This window comes from Rhizobium sp. NPDC090279 (assembly GCF_044769665.1).
Classification (GTDB): Bacteria; Pseudomonadota; Alphaproteobacteria; order Rhizobiales; family Rhizobiaceae; genus Rhizobium.
The window spans coordinates 265,574-280,149 of record NZ_JBIVYI010000003.1 but is presented as its reverse complement, the minus strand read 5'-3'; the positions used below and the strand labels follow the sequence as shown (position 1 = coordinate 280,149).

At 61.7% G+C, this 14,576-nt stretch carries 15 protein-coding genes; 8 read left to right on the top strand and 7 right to left on the bottom strand.

The window, feature by feature from the left end:
- Nucleotides 1-75: 75 nt before the first annotated feature.
- Nucleotides 76-462, bottom strand: a complete 387-nt coding sequence (locus tag ACIQWP_RS09345) for a VOC family protein (RefSeq protein WP_402785318.1) — start codon at nt 460-462, stop codon at nt 76-78.
- A 15-nt stretch (nt 463-477) separates the two neighbouring features.
- Nucleotides 478-1,761 carry an MFS transporter gene (locus ACIQWP_RS09340; RefSeq protein ID WP_402785315.1) on the bottom strand — a complete coding sequence of 428 codons (1,284 nt, stop codon included), beginning with the start codon at nt 1,759-1,761 and terminating at the stop codon, nt 478-480.
- A 96-nt stretch (nt 1,762-1,857) separates the two neighbouring features.
- Here ACIQWP_RS09340 and ACIQWP_RS09335 point away from each other — a divergent pair, with 96 nt between their 5' ends.
- Nucleotides 1,858-2,733, top strand: a complete 876-nt coding sequence (locus ACIQWP_RS09335; protein ID WP_402785312.1) for a LysR family transcriptional regulator — start codon at nt 1,858-1,860, stop codon at nt 2,731-2,733.
- Here ACIQWP_RS09335 and ACIQWP_RS09330 read toward each other — a convergent pair whose 3' ends face one another.
- Nucleotides 2,734-3,639 (bottom strand): LysR family transcriptional regulator, encoded by a 906-nt coding sequence (locus tag ACIQWP_RS09330; protein ID WP_402785309.1) that lies wholly within the window; start codon nt 3,637-3,639, stop codon nt 2,734-2,736.
- A 119-nt stretch (nt 3,640-3,758) separates the two neighbouring features.
- On the opposite strand from ACIQWP_RS09330, the gene ACIQWP_RS09325 reads away from it, so the two are divergent.
- Entirely contained in the window at nt 3,759-4,523 is a 765-nt protein-coding gene (locus ACIQWP_RS09325) for an SDR family oxidoreductase (RefSeq protein WP_402785306.1), read from the top strand.
- A 153-nt stretch (nt 4,524-4,676) separates the two neighbouring features.
- Here the strand turns inward: ACIQWP_RS09325 and ACIQWP_RS09320 are convergent, their stop codons facing one another.
- The gene (locus tag ACIQWP_RS09320) at nt 4,677-5,123 is read right to left on the bottom strand and encodes an ester cyclase (protein WP_183079377.1); all 447 of its coding nucleotides are present in this window, start codon (nt 5,121-5,123) and stop codon (nt 4,677-4,679) included.
- A gap of 214 nt (nt 5,124-5,337) precedes the next feature.
- Here ACIQWP_RS09320 and coaBC point away from each other — a divergent pair, with 214 nt between their 5' ends.
- On the top strand, nt 5,338-6,549 hold the full coding sequence (gene coaBC / locus ACIQWP_RS09315; protein WP_402785303.1) for a bifunctional phosphopantothenoylcysteine decarboxylase/phosphopantothenate--cysteine ligase CoaBC: 1,212 nt from the start codon (nt 5,338-5,340) through the stop codon (nt 6,547-6,549).
- Here coaBC and ACIQWP_RS09310 read toward each other — a convergent pair.
- Nucleotides 6,536-7,351 carry a class II glutamine amidotransferase gene (locus ACIQWP_RS09310; RefSeq protein ID WP_402785300.1) on the bottom strand — a complete coding sequence of 272 codons (816 nt, stop codon included), beginning with the start codon at nt 7,349-7,351 and terminating at the stop codon, nt 6,536-6,538. The two genes, coaBC and ACIQWP_RS09310, sit on opposite strands and share 14 nt — an antisense overlap.
- Before the next feature lie 592 nt (nt 7,352-7,943).
- Between ACIQWP_RS09310 and otsB the strand changes: the two genes are divergently transcribed.
- Nucleotides 7,944-8,738 carry a trehalose-phosphatase gene (gene otsB, locus ACIQWP_RS09305; protein WP_402785298.1) on the top strand — a complete coding sequence of 265 codons (795 nt, stop codon included), beginning with the start codon at nt 7,944-7,946 and terminating at the stop codon, nt 8,736-8,738.
- A 111-nt stretch (nt 8,739-8,849) separates the two neighbouring features.
- Nucleotides 8,850-10,226: an alpha,alpha-trehalose-phosphate synthase (UDP-forming) gene (gene otsA, locus ACIQWP_RS09300; RefSeq protein WP_402785296.1), complete on the top strand. Its 1,377-nt coding sequence runs from the start codon at nt 8,850-8,852 to the stop codon at nt 10,224-10,226.
- Nucleotide 10,227: 1 nt separating this feature from the next.
- On the opposite strand, the gene ACIQWP_RS09295 is transcribed toward otsA, so the two are convergent.
- Nucleotides 10,228-11,136, bottom strand: coding sequence for a choline sulfate utilization transcriptional regulator (locus ACIQWP_RS09295; protein ID WP_402785294.1), 909 nt, complete (start codon nt 11,134-11,136; stop codon nt 10,228-10,230).
- A gap of 99 nt (nt 11,137-11,235) precedes the next feature.
- On the opposite strand from ACIQWP_RS09295, the gene ACIQWP_RS09290 reads away from it, so the two are divergent.
- The 3 genes from ACIQWP_RS09290 to ACIQWP_RS09280 all read left to right on the top strand — a co-directional run bounded on the left by ACIQWP_RS09290 (nt 11,236) and on the right by ACIQWP_RS09280 (nt 13,990).
- Complete coding sequence (locus tag ACIQWP_RS09290) at nt 11,236-12,183, top strand: choline ABC transporter substrate-binding protein (RefSeq protein WP_402785292.1); 948 nt, start codon at nt 11,236-11,238, stop codon at nt 12,181-12,183.
- 20 nt (nt 12,184-12,203) lie between these two features.
- The gene (betC, locus tag ACIQWP_RS09285) at nt 12,204-13,718 is read left to right on the top strand and encodes a choline-sulfatase (protein ID WP_402785290.1); all 1,515 of its coding nucleotides are present in this window, start codon (nt 12,204-12,206) and stop codon (nt 13,716-13,718) included.
- A gap of 62 nt (nt 13,719-13,780) precedes the next feature.
- A complete protein-coding gene (locus ACIQWP_RS09280) occupies nt 13,781-13,990 on the top strand; it encodes a molybdopterin-binding protein (protein WP_004108310.1) in 210 nt (69 codons plus the stop codon).
- 55 nt (nt 13,991-14,045) lie between these two features.
- Here the strand turns inward: ACIQWP_RS09280 and tsaA are convergent, their stop codons facing one another.
- A complete protein-coding gene (gene tsaA, locus ACIQWP_RS09275; protein ID WP_402785287.1) occupies nt 14,046-14,576 on the bottom strand; it encodes a tRNA (N6-threonylcarbamoyladenosine(37)-N6)-methyltransferase TrmO in 531 nt (176 codons plus the stop codon).

Here is a 14,576-nt window from a genome sequence, read left to right as displayed (position 1 = left end):
TATAGTTAATTAACTTATAGGTTTAATATAGGTCGCAATCATGCTCTGTCAAGAAGCGCCGGCCGGCGAGCAATCTCAGGAAATGATGTTGGATACTTCGATCAGATTCTGATCCGGATCTCGGAAATAGACCGAGAGAATAGGACCGGTTGCGCCGGTCCGGCGCACGGGGCCTTCCTCGATCGCTACGCCCTCGGCCTGCAAGTGAGCGATGATGTCATCGAGCGGCGTGGCGCTGATGAAGCAGAGATCGGCCGAGCCCGGCGTCGGCCGATCGGCCTTCGGCTCGAACTCATGTCCCGCGCAGTGCAGATTGATCTTCTGATTGCCGAAGGTCAGAGCCTTGCGGCCCTCCCCGAAGGTTTCGACGCCCATGCCGAGGACACGGGCATAAAAATCGCAGCTCTTGTCGATGCTTGCGACCGTCAGCACGAGATGATCGAGATGGTCGATGTGGATCATGACGGCCCTCCGGCCTTAGCGGCGCGCCAGCCTGGCAACGGCAAGGGCACTGACGAGACAGAGTGCCAACATGATGAGGATGAAGGCAACCACCGCATTCCAGCCATCGGCAAGCCAGAAATAGCCGCCGAGCGAGCCGGCAATGCTGGAGCCGAGATAATAGGCGAGCAGATAGAGCGACGAGGCGTGCCCCTTGAGGCCGTGGGCAAGCCGCCCCACCAGTGCACTGGCAACCGAATGGGCCATGAAGAAGCCAATGGTTACCAAAACAATGCCGAGAATGATCAGCGACAGCGAGCTGGAAAGTGTCACGGCCGCACCGAGTGCTGCGATCAGCACGCCGATCGGCAGCACGATGAAATGACCGATGCGATCGCCGAGCAGGCCTGCCGCCCAGGAGGCGACGATGCCGAAGAGATAGGCGGTGAAGATCAGGCCGAGCTCGGTCTGGCTGAGATTGTAAGGCGCGGCGACGAGGCGGAAGCCTGCATAATTATAGACGGTGACGAAGGAGCCCATGACCAGGAAGCCGATGGCGAACAACATCGGCAGTGCCGGGTTGCCGAAATGGCCGCTCCAGGCCTTCACATGGAAAGCGATATCGAAACCTTTGCGCGGCGTGAAATTGCGCGACGGCGGCAACAGATAGAGAAAGCCGGTGGCGGCGATCAGGCCGAGGATGCCGACCGCAGCCAGCGCCGGCCGCCAGCTGAAAAATTCGGCAATCGTGCCCGTCATTACGCGGCCGGCCATACCGCCAAAGGCGTTGCCGGCAATATAGAGACCCATGGCGCCGCCGAGACCGCGCGGCTCGATCTCCTCGGCCAGATAGGTCATGGCGACGGCGGGCACGCCACCCAGGAGGAAGCCTTCGAGCGCCCGAACGACCAGCAGCATATGCCAGCTCGGAGACACCGCGCAGATGATCGTACAGATGGCCGCGCCGAGCAGCGAAATGAACATCAGGCTGCGGCGCCCGAGGCTTTCGGAAACGGCGGCGGCCCCGAAAATCGCGAAAGCCAGAAAGCCGGTCGAAAGCGATAGCGACAGCGAGCTTTCAGCGGGCGTGACCCCGAAATCCTGTGAGAAGATCGGCAGCAAAGGCTGGACGCAATAGAGCAGCGAGAAGGTGGCGAAGCCGGAAAGGAACAGCGCAATGGTCGCACGACGGAAGGCGGGCGTGCCGCGCGTGAGGAATTGGCGAGACTCAGCCGGTGGCTCCTTTTTCACCAGCGTCAATTCCAGACGCGACGGGACTTCGGAGGCAGTCGTCTTTTGCCTGTTGGCGGGGCGGAACATGGGGCATCCAATCTTTCTTGCCGCTAAATCTATTCAATATCGCTTCATTAGTCCAATATATGGAACAGGCGATTTCAATAGGTTTTGGAGATAACGTTGGAGCTGCGTCATATCCGCTACTTTCTGGCACTCGCGGCGGAGGGAAATTTTACCCGCGCCGCCGCCAATCTCGGCATCGGCCAGCCGCCGCTCAGCCAGCAGATCAAGGATCTGGAAAATGAAATAGGGGTACAGCTGTTTCACCGCGTGCCGCATGGCGCCGAACTGACAGTGGCCGGCGAAGCCTTTCTGGCCGAGGCGAAGACCGCCGTGGATGCGGCGGAAAAAGCAAAGCTTGCGGCCCAGCGCGCCAATCGCGGCGAGATCGGCCGGCTCTCGCTCGGCTTCACTGCTTCCTCCGCCTTCAACAGCATCGTCACGGCAACCATCCGAGAGTTTCGCGATCACTGGCCCGGAGTGCTGCTGTCGCTGACCGAGATGAACACCAATGCCCTGATGGAGCGGTTACTGCGCGGCGAAATCGATGCCGCCTTCATCCGACCCGGCCTGGAGGATACGCGCGATGTGCGCCTGAAGCGCTTTGCAGACGAGCCGATGATGATAGCACTGCCGGCCCGCCATCCCCTTGCGGCTGGGAATCAGGTGCCGATCGCAGCGCTTGCCGGCGAACCCTTCATCCTCTTTCCGCGGATGGTCGGCCTCAGCCTTTACGACGATATCGTCGCGGCCTGCCGCGAGGCGGGCTTTGACCTCGTGGTGACGCAGGAGGCACCGCAGATACCGTCGATCGTCAATCTCGTCGCCGCCAACCTCGGGGTTTCCATCGTTCCCGCGTCGATCGCGCAGATCAAGCTCGACGGCGTCGCCTATCGGCCGATCGACGGGCCGCCGGTCGTGGCGCGGCTCGGCCTTGCAAGCCTCAAGGCACAGCGCTCGCCCGTCGTCGCCAATCTCATGAGCCTGATTGCCTGATCAGGCGCTCTCGTCCCAATAGGGTGGATCGCCGAACGCCGTTTTCAGATGATCGGCGATGGCGCGCAGCTTCGCCGAAGGATTGCGCCCTTCCGGATGGGCCATGAAGATGAATTCCGGCGCCGGCCGATATCCGACATCGATCTCGACAAGCCGCCCTTCCCTCACCGAAGGTCCAGCAATAAAGGCTGGCAACAAGGCGATACCGAGCCCGGCAACCGCGGCATCATGAAGAACATCGCCGTTATTCACGCCCAATGCCAGCGTTCCCCTGATGACGACGGCGCCCTCGGGGCCCTGAAAACGCCAATCCGCCACGCCGCGATTCGTGTAGAAAATACCACGATGATTCTCGAGGTCGGCCAGGGAGGAGGGCTTGCCGTGACGTATCAGATAATCCGGCGACGCCACAACAAGACGGCGGCTGCGGGCAAGCTTCCATGCGATCAGGCGCGAGTCCGCAATCAGGCCGTGGCGGATGATCGCGTCATAGCCATCAGAGGCCGCATCGACCCGGCGGTCGTCGAGATCAAGTGTCAGCTCGATTTCGGGATGATCGACCAAGAACGGATAGAGAGCAGGCCCCAGATGCAGGCGGCCGAAGGTAACGGGCGCGGCGATGCGCAGCGGCCCCATCAACGTGCCGCGCCGCTCGGCGAGATCGGCGGCGGCCTCGCGCACCTCCTGCGCGATGCGGGTCGCGCGCTGCAGAAAGGCTGCCCCGTCCTCCGTCAACGTCAGCTTGCGGGTGGTGCGGTGAAGCAAAGTCGCCCCCAACGCCTTCTCCATTTCCGACAGACGCTCGCTGACGACGGATTTCGACAGGCGCAGGCGTCGGGCCGCCTCGCTGATCGAGCCGGCCTCGGCTACTGTCACGAATGTCACGATCCCATCGATCTTCAACATCGTTCGGAAACTCCGAATTCGAATTCCACTATTTGCAGACTAATCCGAACGATCAGGAAAGGCCATCTTCCACGTATCGGACAAACCGAAAGACACGTCCTCACACAGGAGATGGAACAATGAATCGCTTGAATGGAAAAGTTGCAATAATCACCGGCGCCAGCTCCGGCATCGGCCGCACCACGGCAAAGCTCTTTGCCGCCGAAGGCGCCAAGGTTATCGTCGGCGCCCGCCGCGCCGCAGAGCTGGAAAGCCTAGCCGCCGAGATCAAAGCTGCCGGCGGTGAAGCAGCCGTGCTGGCCGGCGATGTACGCTCGGAAGACTATCACAAGGCGCTGGTCGCCCTTGCGGTCGAACGCTATGGCAAGCTTGATATCGCTTTCAACAATGCCGGCACGCTCGGCGAAGCCGGTCCGAGCACCGAGGTTTCCGAGGCAGGCTTTGCCGATGCGCTGGCGATCAACCTCACCGCATCGTTCCTGGCCGCCAAGCACCAGATTGGCGAAATGGTCAAGCACGGCGGTGGCTCGGTGATCTTCACGTCGACCTTTGTCGGCTATACCGTCGGCTTCCCGGGCGTTGCCGCCTATGCCGCCAGCAAGTCCGGCCTGATCGGCCTGACGCAGGCACTTGCCGCCGAATTCGGTCCGCAGAATGTGCGCGTCAATGCCATACTGCCCGGCGCCGTCGATACCGACATGTATCGCGAGATGAACGACACGGCCGACAAGCAGGCCTTCATAACCAATCTGCATGCGCTGAAGCGCGTTGCCGGCCCCGAAGAGATTGCGCGCTCGGTCCTCTATCTCGCCTCGGATGATGCAAGCTTCGTCAGCGGCACAGCTTCGCTCGTCGACGGCGGGCTGTCGATCACGCGTACCTGAGCGGGCGTTTTGCCGGCGCAATTATCGCGCCGGCAACTTCGGAATACGGACATGATCCCGCAACCAGTTCCTGTTTGCGGGATCATGTCGCTGGAATGCCTTGAATGGATAAGAGCGGGCCGCAGATCTTGCTTCCCCTTGCGGCCTTTCAACTCAGAACATCGTATTGTTGTTCTTCGACGTCTCGGGGATCGGCTGCACCGAGTCCCAATGTTCCTGGATCTTGTTGTCCTCGACGCGGAAGATATCGACGATGGCGCTGCCGCGATCGCCCGGCTGGCGAATGGCGTGGACGCGCAGGATCACGTAGTCGCCGTCGACCATCACACGCTTGATCTCGCTCTTCGACTGCGGATAGTTCTTCTTCAGGTATTCGAGGAAGCCGCGCAGGCCTTCGGGACCATCGGCCGCCATCGGATTGTGCTGGATGTACTTGCCGAGATATTTCGAGGCCGCGTCGAAGTCCTTTTCGTTCAGCGCCTTCTGGTAGAAATCCAGAACGATCTCCTTGTTCTTCAGCTCTTGCGGCGAATAGGCACGCTCGGCAAAAGCCGGCATGGCGGCGGCCATGATTGGCAGGGCGATCATCGCGATTTTCATCAGTTTCAAGGCGTTGCTCCTTTGGTCGTTAACGTGTTCAGTGTTGTCGAGACGGAAGGCGCTCGCAAATGACAAGGATGTGAGGCCGGCGTGATCATCTGCCGGAAATGGCGGGAAAGGACAGCTTGCAACCGTAATGAGAGAATGCCGCGATTGCCTATGACACACCAAAGGCTTAGGCTTGTCGGCAAAAGAACAGACGACGGGTTCAGGCATGGTTCTCGCAGGAAAGCGCATCCTTCTCATCATCTCCGGCGGCATCGCGGCCTATAAAAGCCTCGATCTCATCCGCCGGCTGCGCGAGCGCGGCGCGAGCGTGCGGCCGGTCATGACATCGGGCGCGCAGGAGTTCATCACGCCGCTCGCTGTCGGGGCACTGGCAGCCGACCACGTCTTCACCGATCTGTTTTCACGTCAGGACGAGCAGGATGTCGGCCATATCAGGCTGGCGCGCGATTGCGATCTCGTGCTGATCGCGCCGGCGACCGCCGATCTGCTCGCCAAGATGGCAAACGGGCTGGCGGACGATCTGGCCTCGACCATTCTGCTTGCCACGGATCGGCCTGTCCTTGCCGCACCGGCCATGAACCCGAAAATGTGGGCGCATCCGGCGACCAAGCGCAACGTCGAGATGCTGCACGGCGACGGCATCGCCTTCGTCGGGCCGATGACGGGGGAAATGGCTGAAAGCGGCGAGATCGGTGCCGGCCGGATGGCGGAACCGCTCGATATCGTCGCCGCCGTCGAGAGGCGGCTGGATGATGGTGCAAAGCCGCTTGCCGGCAGGAAGGTCATCATCACCTCGGGGCCGACGCACGAACCGATCGATCCCGTACGCTATATTGCCAACCGGTCATCAGGCCGCCAGGGCCACGCCATCGCCGCAGCGCTTGCCGCACTCGGCGCCGACGTCACCCTCGTCGCTGGCCCTGTCACCATTCCCGATCCGACTGGTGTGCGGGTCATCCATGTCGAGCGCGCCGACGAGATGCGCGACGCCGTCCTGGCTGCTCTTCCGGCCGACGTCGCCATCATGGTCGCAGCCGTCGCCGACTGGAAGGTCGCTTCCGCCTCCGACCAGAAGATCAAGAAGCATCCGGGCGAATCTCTCCCGACCCTGGCGCTCACCGAAAATCCCGATATCCTGAAGACAGTCGGCCATCACACGCAGCGGCCGAAGCTGGTCATCGGCTTTGCCGCCGAGACGCAGGACGTCGAGAGCAATGCGAAGGTGAAGCTCGAACGCAAGGGCGCCGATATCATCGTCGCCAACGACGTCTCACCGGCGACCGGCATCATGGGCGGCACGCACAACCGCGTGAAGATCATCAGCCACCACGGCGTCGAACAGTGGCCCGATCTCGACAAGGATGAGGTGGCGACACGGCTCGCGGCCCTGATCGCCAAACAATTCACGCAGGGATAGCAGCGATTGGCGGGCGTTCGACGGGCGCGCGTTTTTCAGGCTGGAAGGCCGTGACATGGACGCCGGTATCGTCGATCATGACGGCGCTGCCGTCCGGGATCTCGCGCCAAGCGTCGACATCGTCGTTCAGCGGCTCCGAAACGAGGCAATTGCCTGACCCGACCGGCGAGGCATAGAGCGTCGGCGCCTTGCGGTCGGTCGCATAGCGTATGGCGTAAAGCGACTTGCCGTCGGAAAAGGCTGCTGTGAAGCGTACCAGCACCGAGCCGGTCAGACGCAGCGAAAGCCCTTCGACGAAGCCGATGGTTTCGGCCATCGCGGCAATCGGATTTGCAGCCATGCCGAATTGCATCGCCAGCAGGAACAAGAGTTCAGAATCGGTCGTGCCGCTGCGGGCATGAAACAGCCGGTCGTCGAGCATGGCTTCCATCGGCCGGCGCAGGCGGTCGAAATTGGAAATCTGGCCGTTATGCTGGAACGACCAGTTCTCGAAGACGAAAGGATGGCAATTGTCGCGTCGCGTGCCGCCACCGGTGGCCGCGCGGACATGGGCGAGGAAGAGCGGCGAACGGATCTGCCGCGCCAGGCTCTTCAGATTGCAATCGGACCAGGCCGGCAGGATATCGCGATAGCGGCCGGGCTCCGGCCGATCGCCATACCAGGCAATACCGAAACCATCGCCGTTGGTCGCCGTCTTGGCGCGCGTGGCGCAATGGGATTGTTCGACCAGGGAGTGGGCAGGCGAAGACACCAGCTCCTCCAGATAGAGGGGGTCTCCACGATAGGCTGCCCAGCGACACATGCGTCTCTTACTCCGATTCCTGCTGTCTTCCTGTCCCGCGGGAGAATGGCAAATCTTGGACGATTGTTTATGCGAAATGGGTAATAAACTCTTAATTTTCCATGCAGTTGCTTGCAGGATGACAGATATTTGACGCTTCGTCCGATCACGTTTGGCATCGCAACATTTTCTTCGTGAAGCCCGCTGTCATAGGGCTTTTGCCGCAGATGCGCCGAGCCCAGGCATTTCAATGCGACAAGAAGTGTGAAGCTTCATAAGGCCGAACCCCTTGCATCGGCTCAAATTTGAGCTACGTTTGTCTTGTCTGAAACGTAACGAAAGGAAGGTGATCCAATGTCTAGTGGGATTTCGGTCTTGGTATCTGGCATGGAAATGGTCGTGAACGTCGCGAGGCAGCCCTCGCACTGATCAACACCTTCCCGAAGCGCTAGCCGCTTCAGGCCAGTTACGGGCCAAAGCTCATGGGGGGTCGCTTGAGGCGGCCCCTTTTGCGTTTTCAAGCGCCAATATCCGGACGATCGGCCCGATCCTCCCCGGCAGCGATTTTGTTTTTTACCTTGCCAAACGGGAAGAGCGCCTTAGCTAAGGCAACATGTCTTCTCAGGAACAGCCCGAACAGGGTGACGCCAAGCCGAGGTCGTTCAAAGAGCCGGCCCTTACCGCACTCTCATTGTATCCTCAGGACTGGGCGCTGTTCCTCGATATCGACGGAACCTTGCTCGATCTCGCCGAAAGGCCGGAAGCGATCGTTGTTCCCGACTATCTGCCCGGCACGCTCCATGCGCTCTCCCGCCAGCTCGGCGGCGCACTGGCATTGGTGACCGGTCGCTCGATCGAGTTCGTCGATCCGCTCTTTGCCCCTTTCCGCTTCCCCGTTGGCGGCCTGCATGGCGCGGAACGGCGCGATGCAGCCGGACGGTTGCGGCGCGCGCATATCCCGACCGCCTTTCAGGAGATGAAACAGGTCATCCGGCACGAGGCCACGGCCTGGCCCGGCGCCATCGTCGAAGACAAAGGAGCTGCCGTCGCAGTTCACTTCCGGCATGCGCCGGCAAGCGAGGTCGAAATCGGCGAGGCCATGCAGCGCCATCTGGAGGACGCCGGTCCCGACTGGGCCCTTCAGCGCGGCAAGAAGGTGATCGAAATCTGCCCCGCTCATGCGAGCAAGGGACATGCCGTCGAGGCGTTTCTGGCCGAGGCTCCCTTCGAGGGACGCCGCCCGATCACCATTGGCGACGACGTGACCGACGAGACGATGTTTGCCGCCGCCAATCGTCTCGGCGGCCAATCGGTGCGCATTGGCGATGCCAGCGGAAAAACGCTGGCGCGTGCATCCATTGGCTCGCCCGCGCGTTTAAGAGACGTGCTGGCAACGCTCGTCAGGTAATCCGTCGATCCGTTCGGCGCCTCCAGCGTCTTATTTTCCCGCAATTCCGAACGGAAAGCTGCTGCGCACTTTTCCTGGAATTGCTTTGGCCTTCTCGAAAGGAAGTTACCATTGAGTCGTCTGATCATCGTTTCCAACCGCGTTTCCGTGCCCGATCACAAGGGTGCCGCTGCCGCCGGCGGCCTTGCCGTGGCGCTGCAGGCAGCCCTTGCCGAACGCGGCGGCATCTGGATGGGCTGGTCCGGCAAATCGAGCGGCGACATCGAGCCCGAGCCGCTGCAGATGACGCAGGACGGCAATATCACCTATGCCCTAACCGATCTGACCCAGACCGATGTCGAGGAATATTATCAGGGCTTTGCCAACCGCGTGCTCTGGCCGATCTGCCATTACCGGCTCGATCTGGCCGAATATGCCCGCAAGGAAATGACCGGCTATTTCCGCGTCAACCGCTTCTTTGCCCATCGCCTTGCCCCATTGATCGAGCCCGACGACATCATCTGGGTGCATGACTATCACCTCATTCCGCTGGCGGCGGAGCTCAGGCAGATGGGGCTGAAGAACCGCATCGGCTTCTTCCTGCACATTCCCTGGCCGCCGGCGGATGTCGTGCTCGCCATGCCGGTGCATGAGGAAATCATGCGCGGCCTCTCCTCCTACGATCTGCTCGGCTTCCAGACCGATCATGATCTTGAGAATTTCGCGGGCTGCCTGAAGCGCGAGGGCATGGGCATCGAGAAAAGTCCGGGCCATTTCAGCGCGCATGGCCATGATTTTCGCGGCGGCGCCTATTCGATCGGCATCGAGACGGAAGGCTTTGCCGCCTTCGCCCGCAAGGCCGCGTCGCACAGCATGGTGCAGAAGGTACGCCAAAGCATCGAGGGCCGCGACCTGATCCTCGGCGTCGACCGGCTCGATTACTCGAAGGGCATCACGCAGCGTATCGACGCCTTCGAACGCTTCATCACCAACAACCCGGCCCACCAGCGCAGCGTCACCTATCTGCAGATCACCCCGAAATCGCGTTCGGAAGTCCCGGAATACGAGGTGATGCAGCACGCGGTCGCAGAACAGGCCGGAAGGGTCAACGGCGCGATCGGCACGGTCGACTGGGTGCCGATCCGCTATATCAACCGCTCGATCAGCCGCCCTATACTGGCCGGTCTCTACCGGCTTGCGAAAGTCGGGCTGGTGACGCCGCTACGCGACGGCATGAACCTCGTTGCCAAGGAATATGTCGCCGCGCAAGATCCGGACAACCCCGGCGTGCTGGTGCTCTCGCGCTTTGCCGGCGCTGCTCGCAAGCTGCACGGTGCCTTGCTGGTCAATCCCTATGATGTCGACGGCACCGCCAATGCGCTCGCACGCGGCATCAACATGCCATTGCAGGAGCGGCAGGAACGCTGGCGCGGCATGATGGATTATCTCCTCGAAAACGACGTATCGCATTGGTGCGAGACGTTTCTCGCGGATCTCACGGCAGAGTAAATCAGGATCGCTCGGCTGCGGCTTCCATAAGCAGCCATTGCGCCAGCTGCTCCGCCTCCGCGTTTGCAGCAGCCGGCGGCAGCAGCCAATAGCCACGCTCCGGCGCCTCCAGCATGGGGCCGGCCGTCACCAGCGTCCGGGCAGTAAGCAGGGAATCGACGAGGCCCATCCAGCCGATCGCCACACCCTGCTCGCTGAGCGCGGCCTGCACAACCAGCGAATAGGTATTGAAGCGCAGGTCGCCGCGACCGGCATGGGCGTCCCGGTTAACACCGAAGGCCGCGAGATAACTCTCCCAATCGAACCAGGGCGATGGCATCTCCGAATCGAGATGGACAAGCGTGGTGCCCGCGAGCTGCGACGGATCGGTGAATGGCCCATGGCGCTCCGCGAAGCCCCTGGTGCAGATCGGCACGACCTTCTCCGGCAAAAGCAGCGTGGCCGCCGGACCGAATTCGCTGCGCGCGCCGAAGAAGACGGCGATATCGCCGCTCTCCGGCGCGCCCCGATCCAGCCGCTGCGTGGCGACGATCTGGATATCTACCTCCGGATGGAGAACCCGGAACGTGTGCATGCGCGGGATCAGCCACAGAGCGGAAAAGGCGTAGTCGGTCCGCAGGCGAACGGATGGGCGCGCCGCCTCGACGCGGAAGCTGCGCACCAGATTGTCGACGCCGCCGACCGCCCTTTCGACGATCTCGAACAGGCGCTGGCCTTCGGCCGAGAGTTCGACACCGCGATGCTGACGGCGGAACAGGGAGACACCCATCTGCTCTTCGATGCGGCGGATCTGATAGCTGACGGCCGGTTGCGTCAGGCCAAGCGATAGGGCGGCGGCGGAGAGGCTGCCGGCGCGCGCCACCTCCAGAAAAATCCGCAGCCAGCCAAGATCGACGACACGTTCAGCCATAAATTTTCCTTTTGGCATCCATTGAAAAATGCCCGCTTCACAGAGATAACTCTAGTGATGTTCAATAAATTAATCCAATAACAAGAGGGAACCATCGTCATGCGCATGTCTGCAATGGGCCGGCTGGCCGCCGGCGCTCTTCTTTCCGTCCTTTCCTTTGCCGGCATCGCCCGGGCCGACGGCGACAGCTGCAAGACGATCCATATGTCGGACCCCGGCTGGACCGATATTACCTCGACCAACGGCGTGACCGGCGTGTTGCTGACGGCTCTCGGCTACGAGCCCGATATCAAGACCCTGTCCGTGCCGATCGGCTATCAGGCGATGAAGACGAAAGAGATCGATGTCTTCCTCGGCAACTGGATGCCGGCGCAGAAAGCCTTCGTCGACGACCTCAACAAGGCGAAGGCCATCGAGGTGCTGAACCGCAATCTCCAGGGCGCGAAATTCACGCTCGCCGTCCCAACCTATGTTGCAGATAAGGGCATCAAGAACTTCTCAGATCTGCAGAAGCATGCCGGCGATTTCGACCACAAGATCTACGGTATCGAACCCGGTGCGCCGGCCAATGCCAACATCCAGAAGATGATCGATGCCAACGATTTCGGCCTCAAGGGCTGGGAACTGGTGGAATCCAGCGAACAGGCGATGCTGTCGCAGGTGGAGCGCGCCGCAAAGGACAAGCAGGCAATCGTCTTCCTCGCCTGGGCGCCGCATCCGATGAACGAACGGTTCAAGATCGCCTATCTCTCCGGCGGCGATGCCTATTTCGGCGCGAATTACGGCGGGGCCGAAGTCTACACGCTGGCGCGCGCCGGCTGGGCAGCCCAATGTCCGAATGCCGCCAAGCTCTTCCACAACCTGGCCTTCGATATCGGCATGGAGAATTCGCTGATGGGTTCGATCCTCGGCGGCGACAGCGCCAAGGACGCCGCGACCGCCTGGCTGAAGGCACATCCGGACGCCTTGACGCCCTGGCTTTCCGGCGTCACCACTATCGACGGCAAGCCCGGCCTCGATACCGTCAAAGCCGCCATCGGCCTCTGATCTCCAAGGAAGACGCTACCATGTCCCGCCCGAATATCCTCATCCTTATGGTCGATCAGTTCAACGGGACATTCTTTCCCGACGGCCCGGCGGATTTCCTGCACGCGCCGGTCCTGAAGGCCCTGGCGAAGCGCTCGGTGCGCTTTGCCAACAGCTATACGGCAAGCCCGCTCTGCGCGCCGGCGCGGGCCTCCTTCATGTCGGGGCAGCTGCCAAGCCGCACGCGCGTCTACGACAATGCCGCCGAATTTTCCTCCGACATCCCGACCTTCGCTCATCACCTCCGCGCCGCCGGCTATCAGACGGCGCTGTCGGGCAAGATGCATTTCGTCGGTCCGGACCAGATGCACGGCTTCGAAGAACGGCTGACAACAGACATCTACCCGGCCGATTTCGGCTGGACGCCTGATTATACGAAGCCCGGCGAACGCATCGACTGGTGGTATCACAATCTCGGTTCGGTGACCGGCGCCGGCACGGCCGAGATTACCAACCAGATGGAATATGACGACGAGGTCGCCTATCACGCGACCCGCAAGCTCTATGACCTCTCACGCGGCCATGACGAGCGGCCCTGGTGCCTGACCGTCAGCTTCACGCATCCGCACGACCCTTACGTCGCGCGCCGGCGCTTCTGGGATCTCTATGAGGATTGCCCGGCACTCGACCCGGACGTCGGCGAAATCCCCTTCGAGCGGCAGGACCCGCATTCGCAGCGGCTGATGAAGGCCTGTGACCACACCGCCTTCGACATCACTCCGGAGCAGATCCGTCGGGCGCGGCGCGGCTATTTCGCCAATATCTCCTATGTCGACGAGAAGATCGGCGAGATCCTCGAAACGCTCGAGCGCGGCCGCATGACCGACAACACCATCATCCTCTTCGTCTCGGACCACGGCGACATGCTCGGTGAGCGCGGTCTCTGGTTCAAGATGAACTTCTTCGAGGGCTCCGCCCGCGTGCCGCTGATGATATCGGCGCCCGGTTGGCAGCCGAAGCGCATCGATCAACCGGTTTCGACACTCGACGTGACGCCGACGCTGGCCGCCCTTGCCGGGATCGACATCGCCTCGCTGCGCCGCTGGACCGATGGCGAAGACCTGACGCCCTTGGCTCTCGACACCGGAAGCCGCAGCCCCGTGCCGATGGAATATGCGGCGGAAGGCTCCGAAGCGCCGCTCGTGGGCTTACGCGACGGCCGCTACAAGCTGACGCTTTGCGAGAAGGACCCGCCGATGCTATTTAACATCGCGGAGGACCCGAAGGAGCTTAACAATCTGGCCGGCAACCCGGCCTATGCCGAAACGCTGAACCGGCTGACGGCGCGAGCGATGGCCCGCTGGAACCTGGCAAGCTTCGACGCTGATGTGCGCGAGAGCCAGGCGCGGCGATGGGTCGTCTATACCGCCCTTCGCAACGGCGCCTACTACCCATGGGACTACCAGCCCTTGCAAAAGGCGTCGGAGCGATACATGCGCAACCACATGGATCTCAACGTGCTGGAGGAAAACCAGCGGTTTCCGCGCGGCGAATAGAATTTCGGTAGCTTGCCGCGAACCGAAACGATATTGTTGCGCCGCAAAAGGGAGAAACATCCATGAAAATCAGTGCAAGAAACCGCCTCAAGGGCAAGGTCGTCGAAATCACCAAGGGCGCGACGACAGCGCATGTCCGCATCGATATCGGCAACGGCTCGATCGTCACCTCCTCGATCACCAACGAAGCCGTGGACGAGCTGGGCCTGACGGTCGGCGCATCGGCCTATGCCGTCATCAAGGCATCCGACGTCATGGTCGCCGTCGACTAAAGCAATTCCAGGAAAAGTGCGAAGCGGTTTTCCGTCCGGAATTGCGTAAAACAATCTAAGCATCGCGCTTCTGGCAGTAATGCGCGGTCTCGCCGTCGCCGGTCTGGAAATCTCCGGGCTGCGCCGGCGCGATGGGTTTGAACAGCGTGCGATCCGGCTTCAGGTCGAGCAGCGGCGTGCCATCCAGGCAATCGAGGCCGCGCACCAGCAATACGGCACCCTCGACGGCTTCAAGCTTGACGATGGATGTGCCGATAGGGTTGGGCCGCACCGGCGATCGCAGCGCGAATGTGCCATGTACCCTGCCGTTTCTGGCCGGGCTCTGCAGCACGAGATCCCGGCGCGAACGATCCAGCCAATAGAGAATTTCCAGGCGCTCGAAAGCTTCGACGCCGGTCAGCGCCGGCACCCAGGGCTCGAAGATTTCTACCCGGCAAATCGGCCCGTCATGCCGCCCCTGCCTCGGCGTTTCCAGGCGCGATGTCCAGGGCGTGGAAATGCGGCCGATGAAGGTGAGGCCGGCATCCGAGGCTGCGGGCGGCTCGACGGCCACTTCGTTTTCGCGAATCTCGTTCTCACGAACCAT

Coding starts and splice junctions, on each gene's coding strand:
- ACIQWP_RS09345 (WP_402785318.1), bottom strand. CDS start 462: ATGATCCACATCGACCATCTCGATCATCTCGTGCTGACGGTCGCAAGC.
- ACIQWP_RS09340 (WP_402785315.1), bottom strand. CDS start 1,761: ATGTTCCGCCCCGCCAACAGGCAAAAGACGACTGCCTCCGAAGTCCCG.
- ACIQWP_RS09330 (WP_402785309.1), bottom strand. CDS start 3,639: ATGTTGAAGATCGATGGGATCGTGACATTCGTGACAGTAGCCGAGGCC.
- ACIQWP_RS09325 (WP_402785306.1), top strand. CDS start 3,759: ATGAATCGCTTGAATGGAAAAGTTGCAATAATCACCGGCGCCAGCTCC.
- ACIQWP_RS09320 (WP_183079377.1), bottom strand. CDS start 5,123: ATGAAAATCGCGATGATCGCCCTGCCAATCATGGCCGCCGCCATGCCG.
- coaBC (WP_402785303.1), top strand. CDS start 5,338: ATGGTTCTCGCAGGAAAGCGCATCCTTCTCATCATCTCCGGCGGCATC.
- ACIQWP_RS09310 (WP_402785300.1), bottom strand. CDS start 7,351: ATGTGTCGCTGGGCAGCCTATCGTGGAGACCCCCTCTATCTGGAGGAG.
- otsB (WP_402785298.1), top strand. CDS start 7,944: ATGTCTTCTCAGGAACAGCCCGAACAGGGTGACGCCAAGCCGAGGTCG.
- ACIQWP_RS09295 (WP_402785294.1), bottom strand. CDS start 11,136: ATGGCTGAACGTGTCGTCGATCTTGGCTGGCTGCGGATTTTTCTGGAG.
- ACIQWP_RS09290 (WP_402785292.1), top strand. CDS start 11,236: ATGCGCATGTCTGCAATGGGCCGGCTGGCCGCCGGCGCTCTTCTTTCC.
- betC (WP_402785290.1), top strand. CDS start 12,204: ATGTCCCGCCCGAATATCCTCATCCTTATGGTCGATCAGTTCAACGGG.
- ACIQWP_RS09280 (WP_004108310.1), top strand. CDS start 13,781: ATGAAAATCAGTGCAAGAAACCGCCTCAAGGGCAAGGTCGTCGAAATC.
- tsaA (WP_402785287.1), bottom strand. CDS start 14,576: ATGGTTCGTGAGAACGAGATTCGCGAAAACGAAGTGGCCGTCGAGCCG.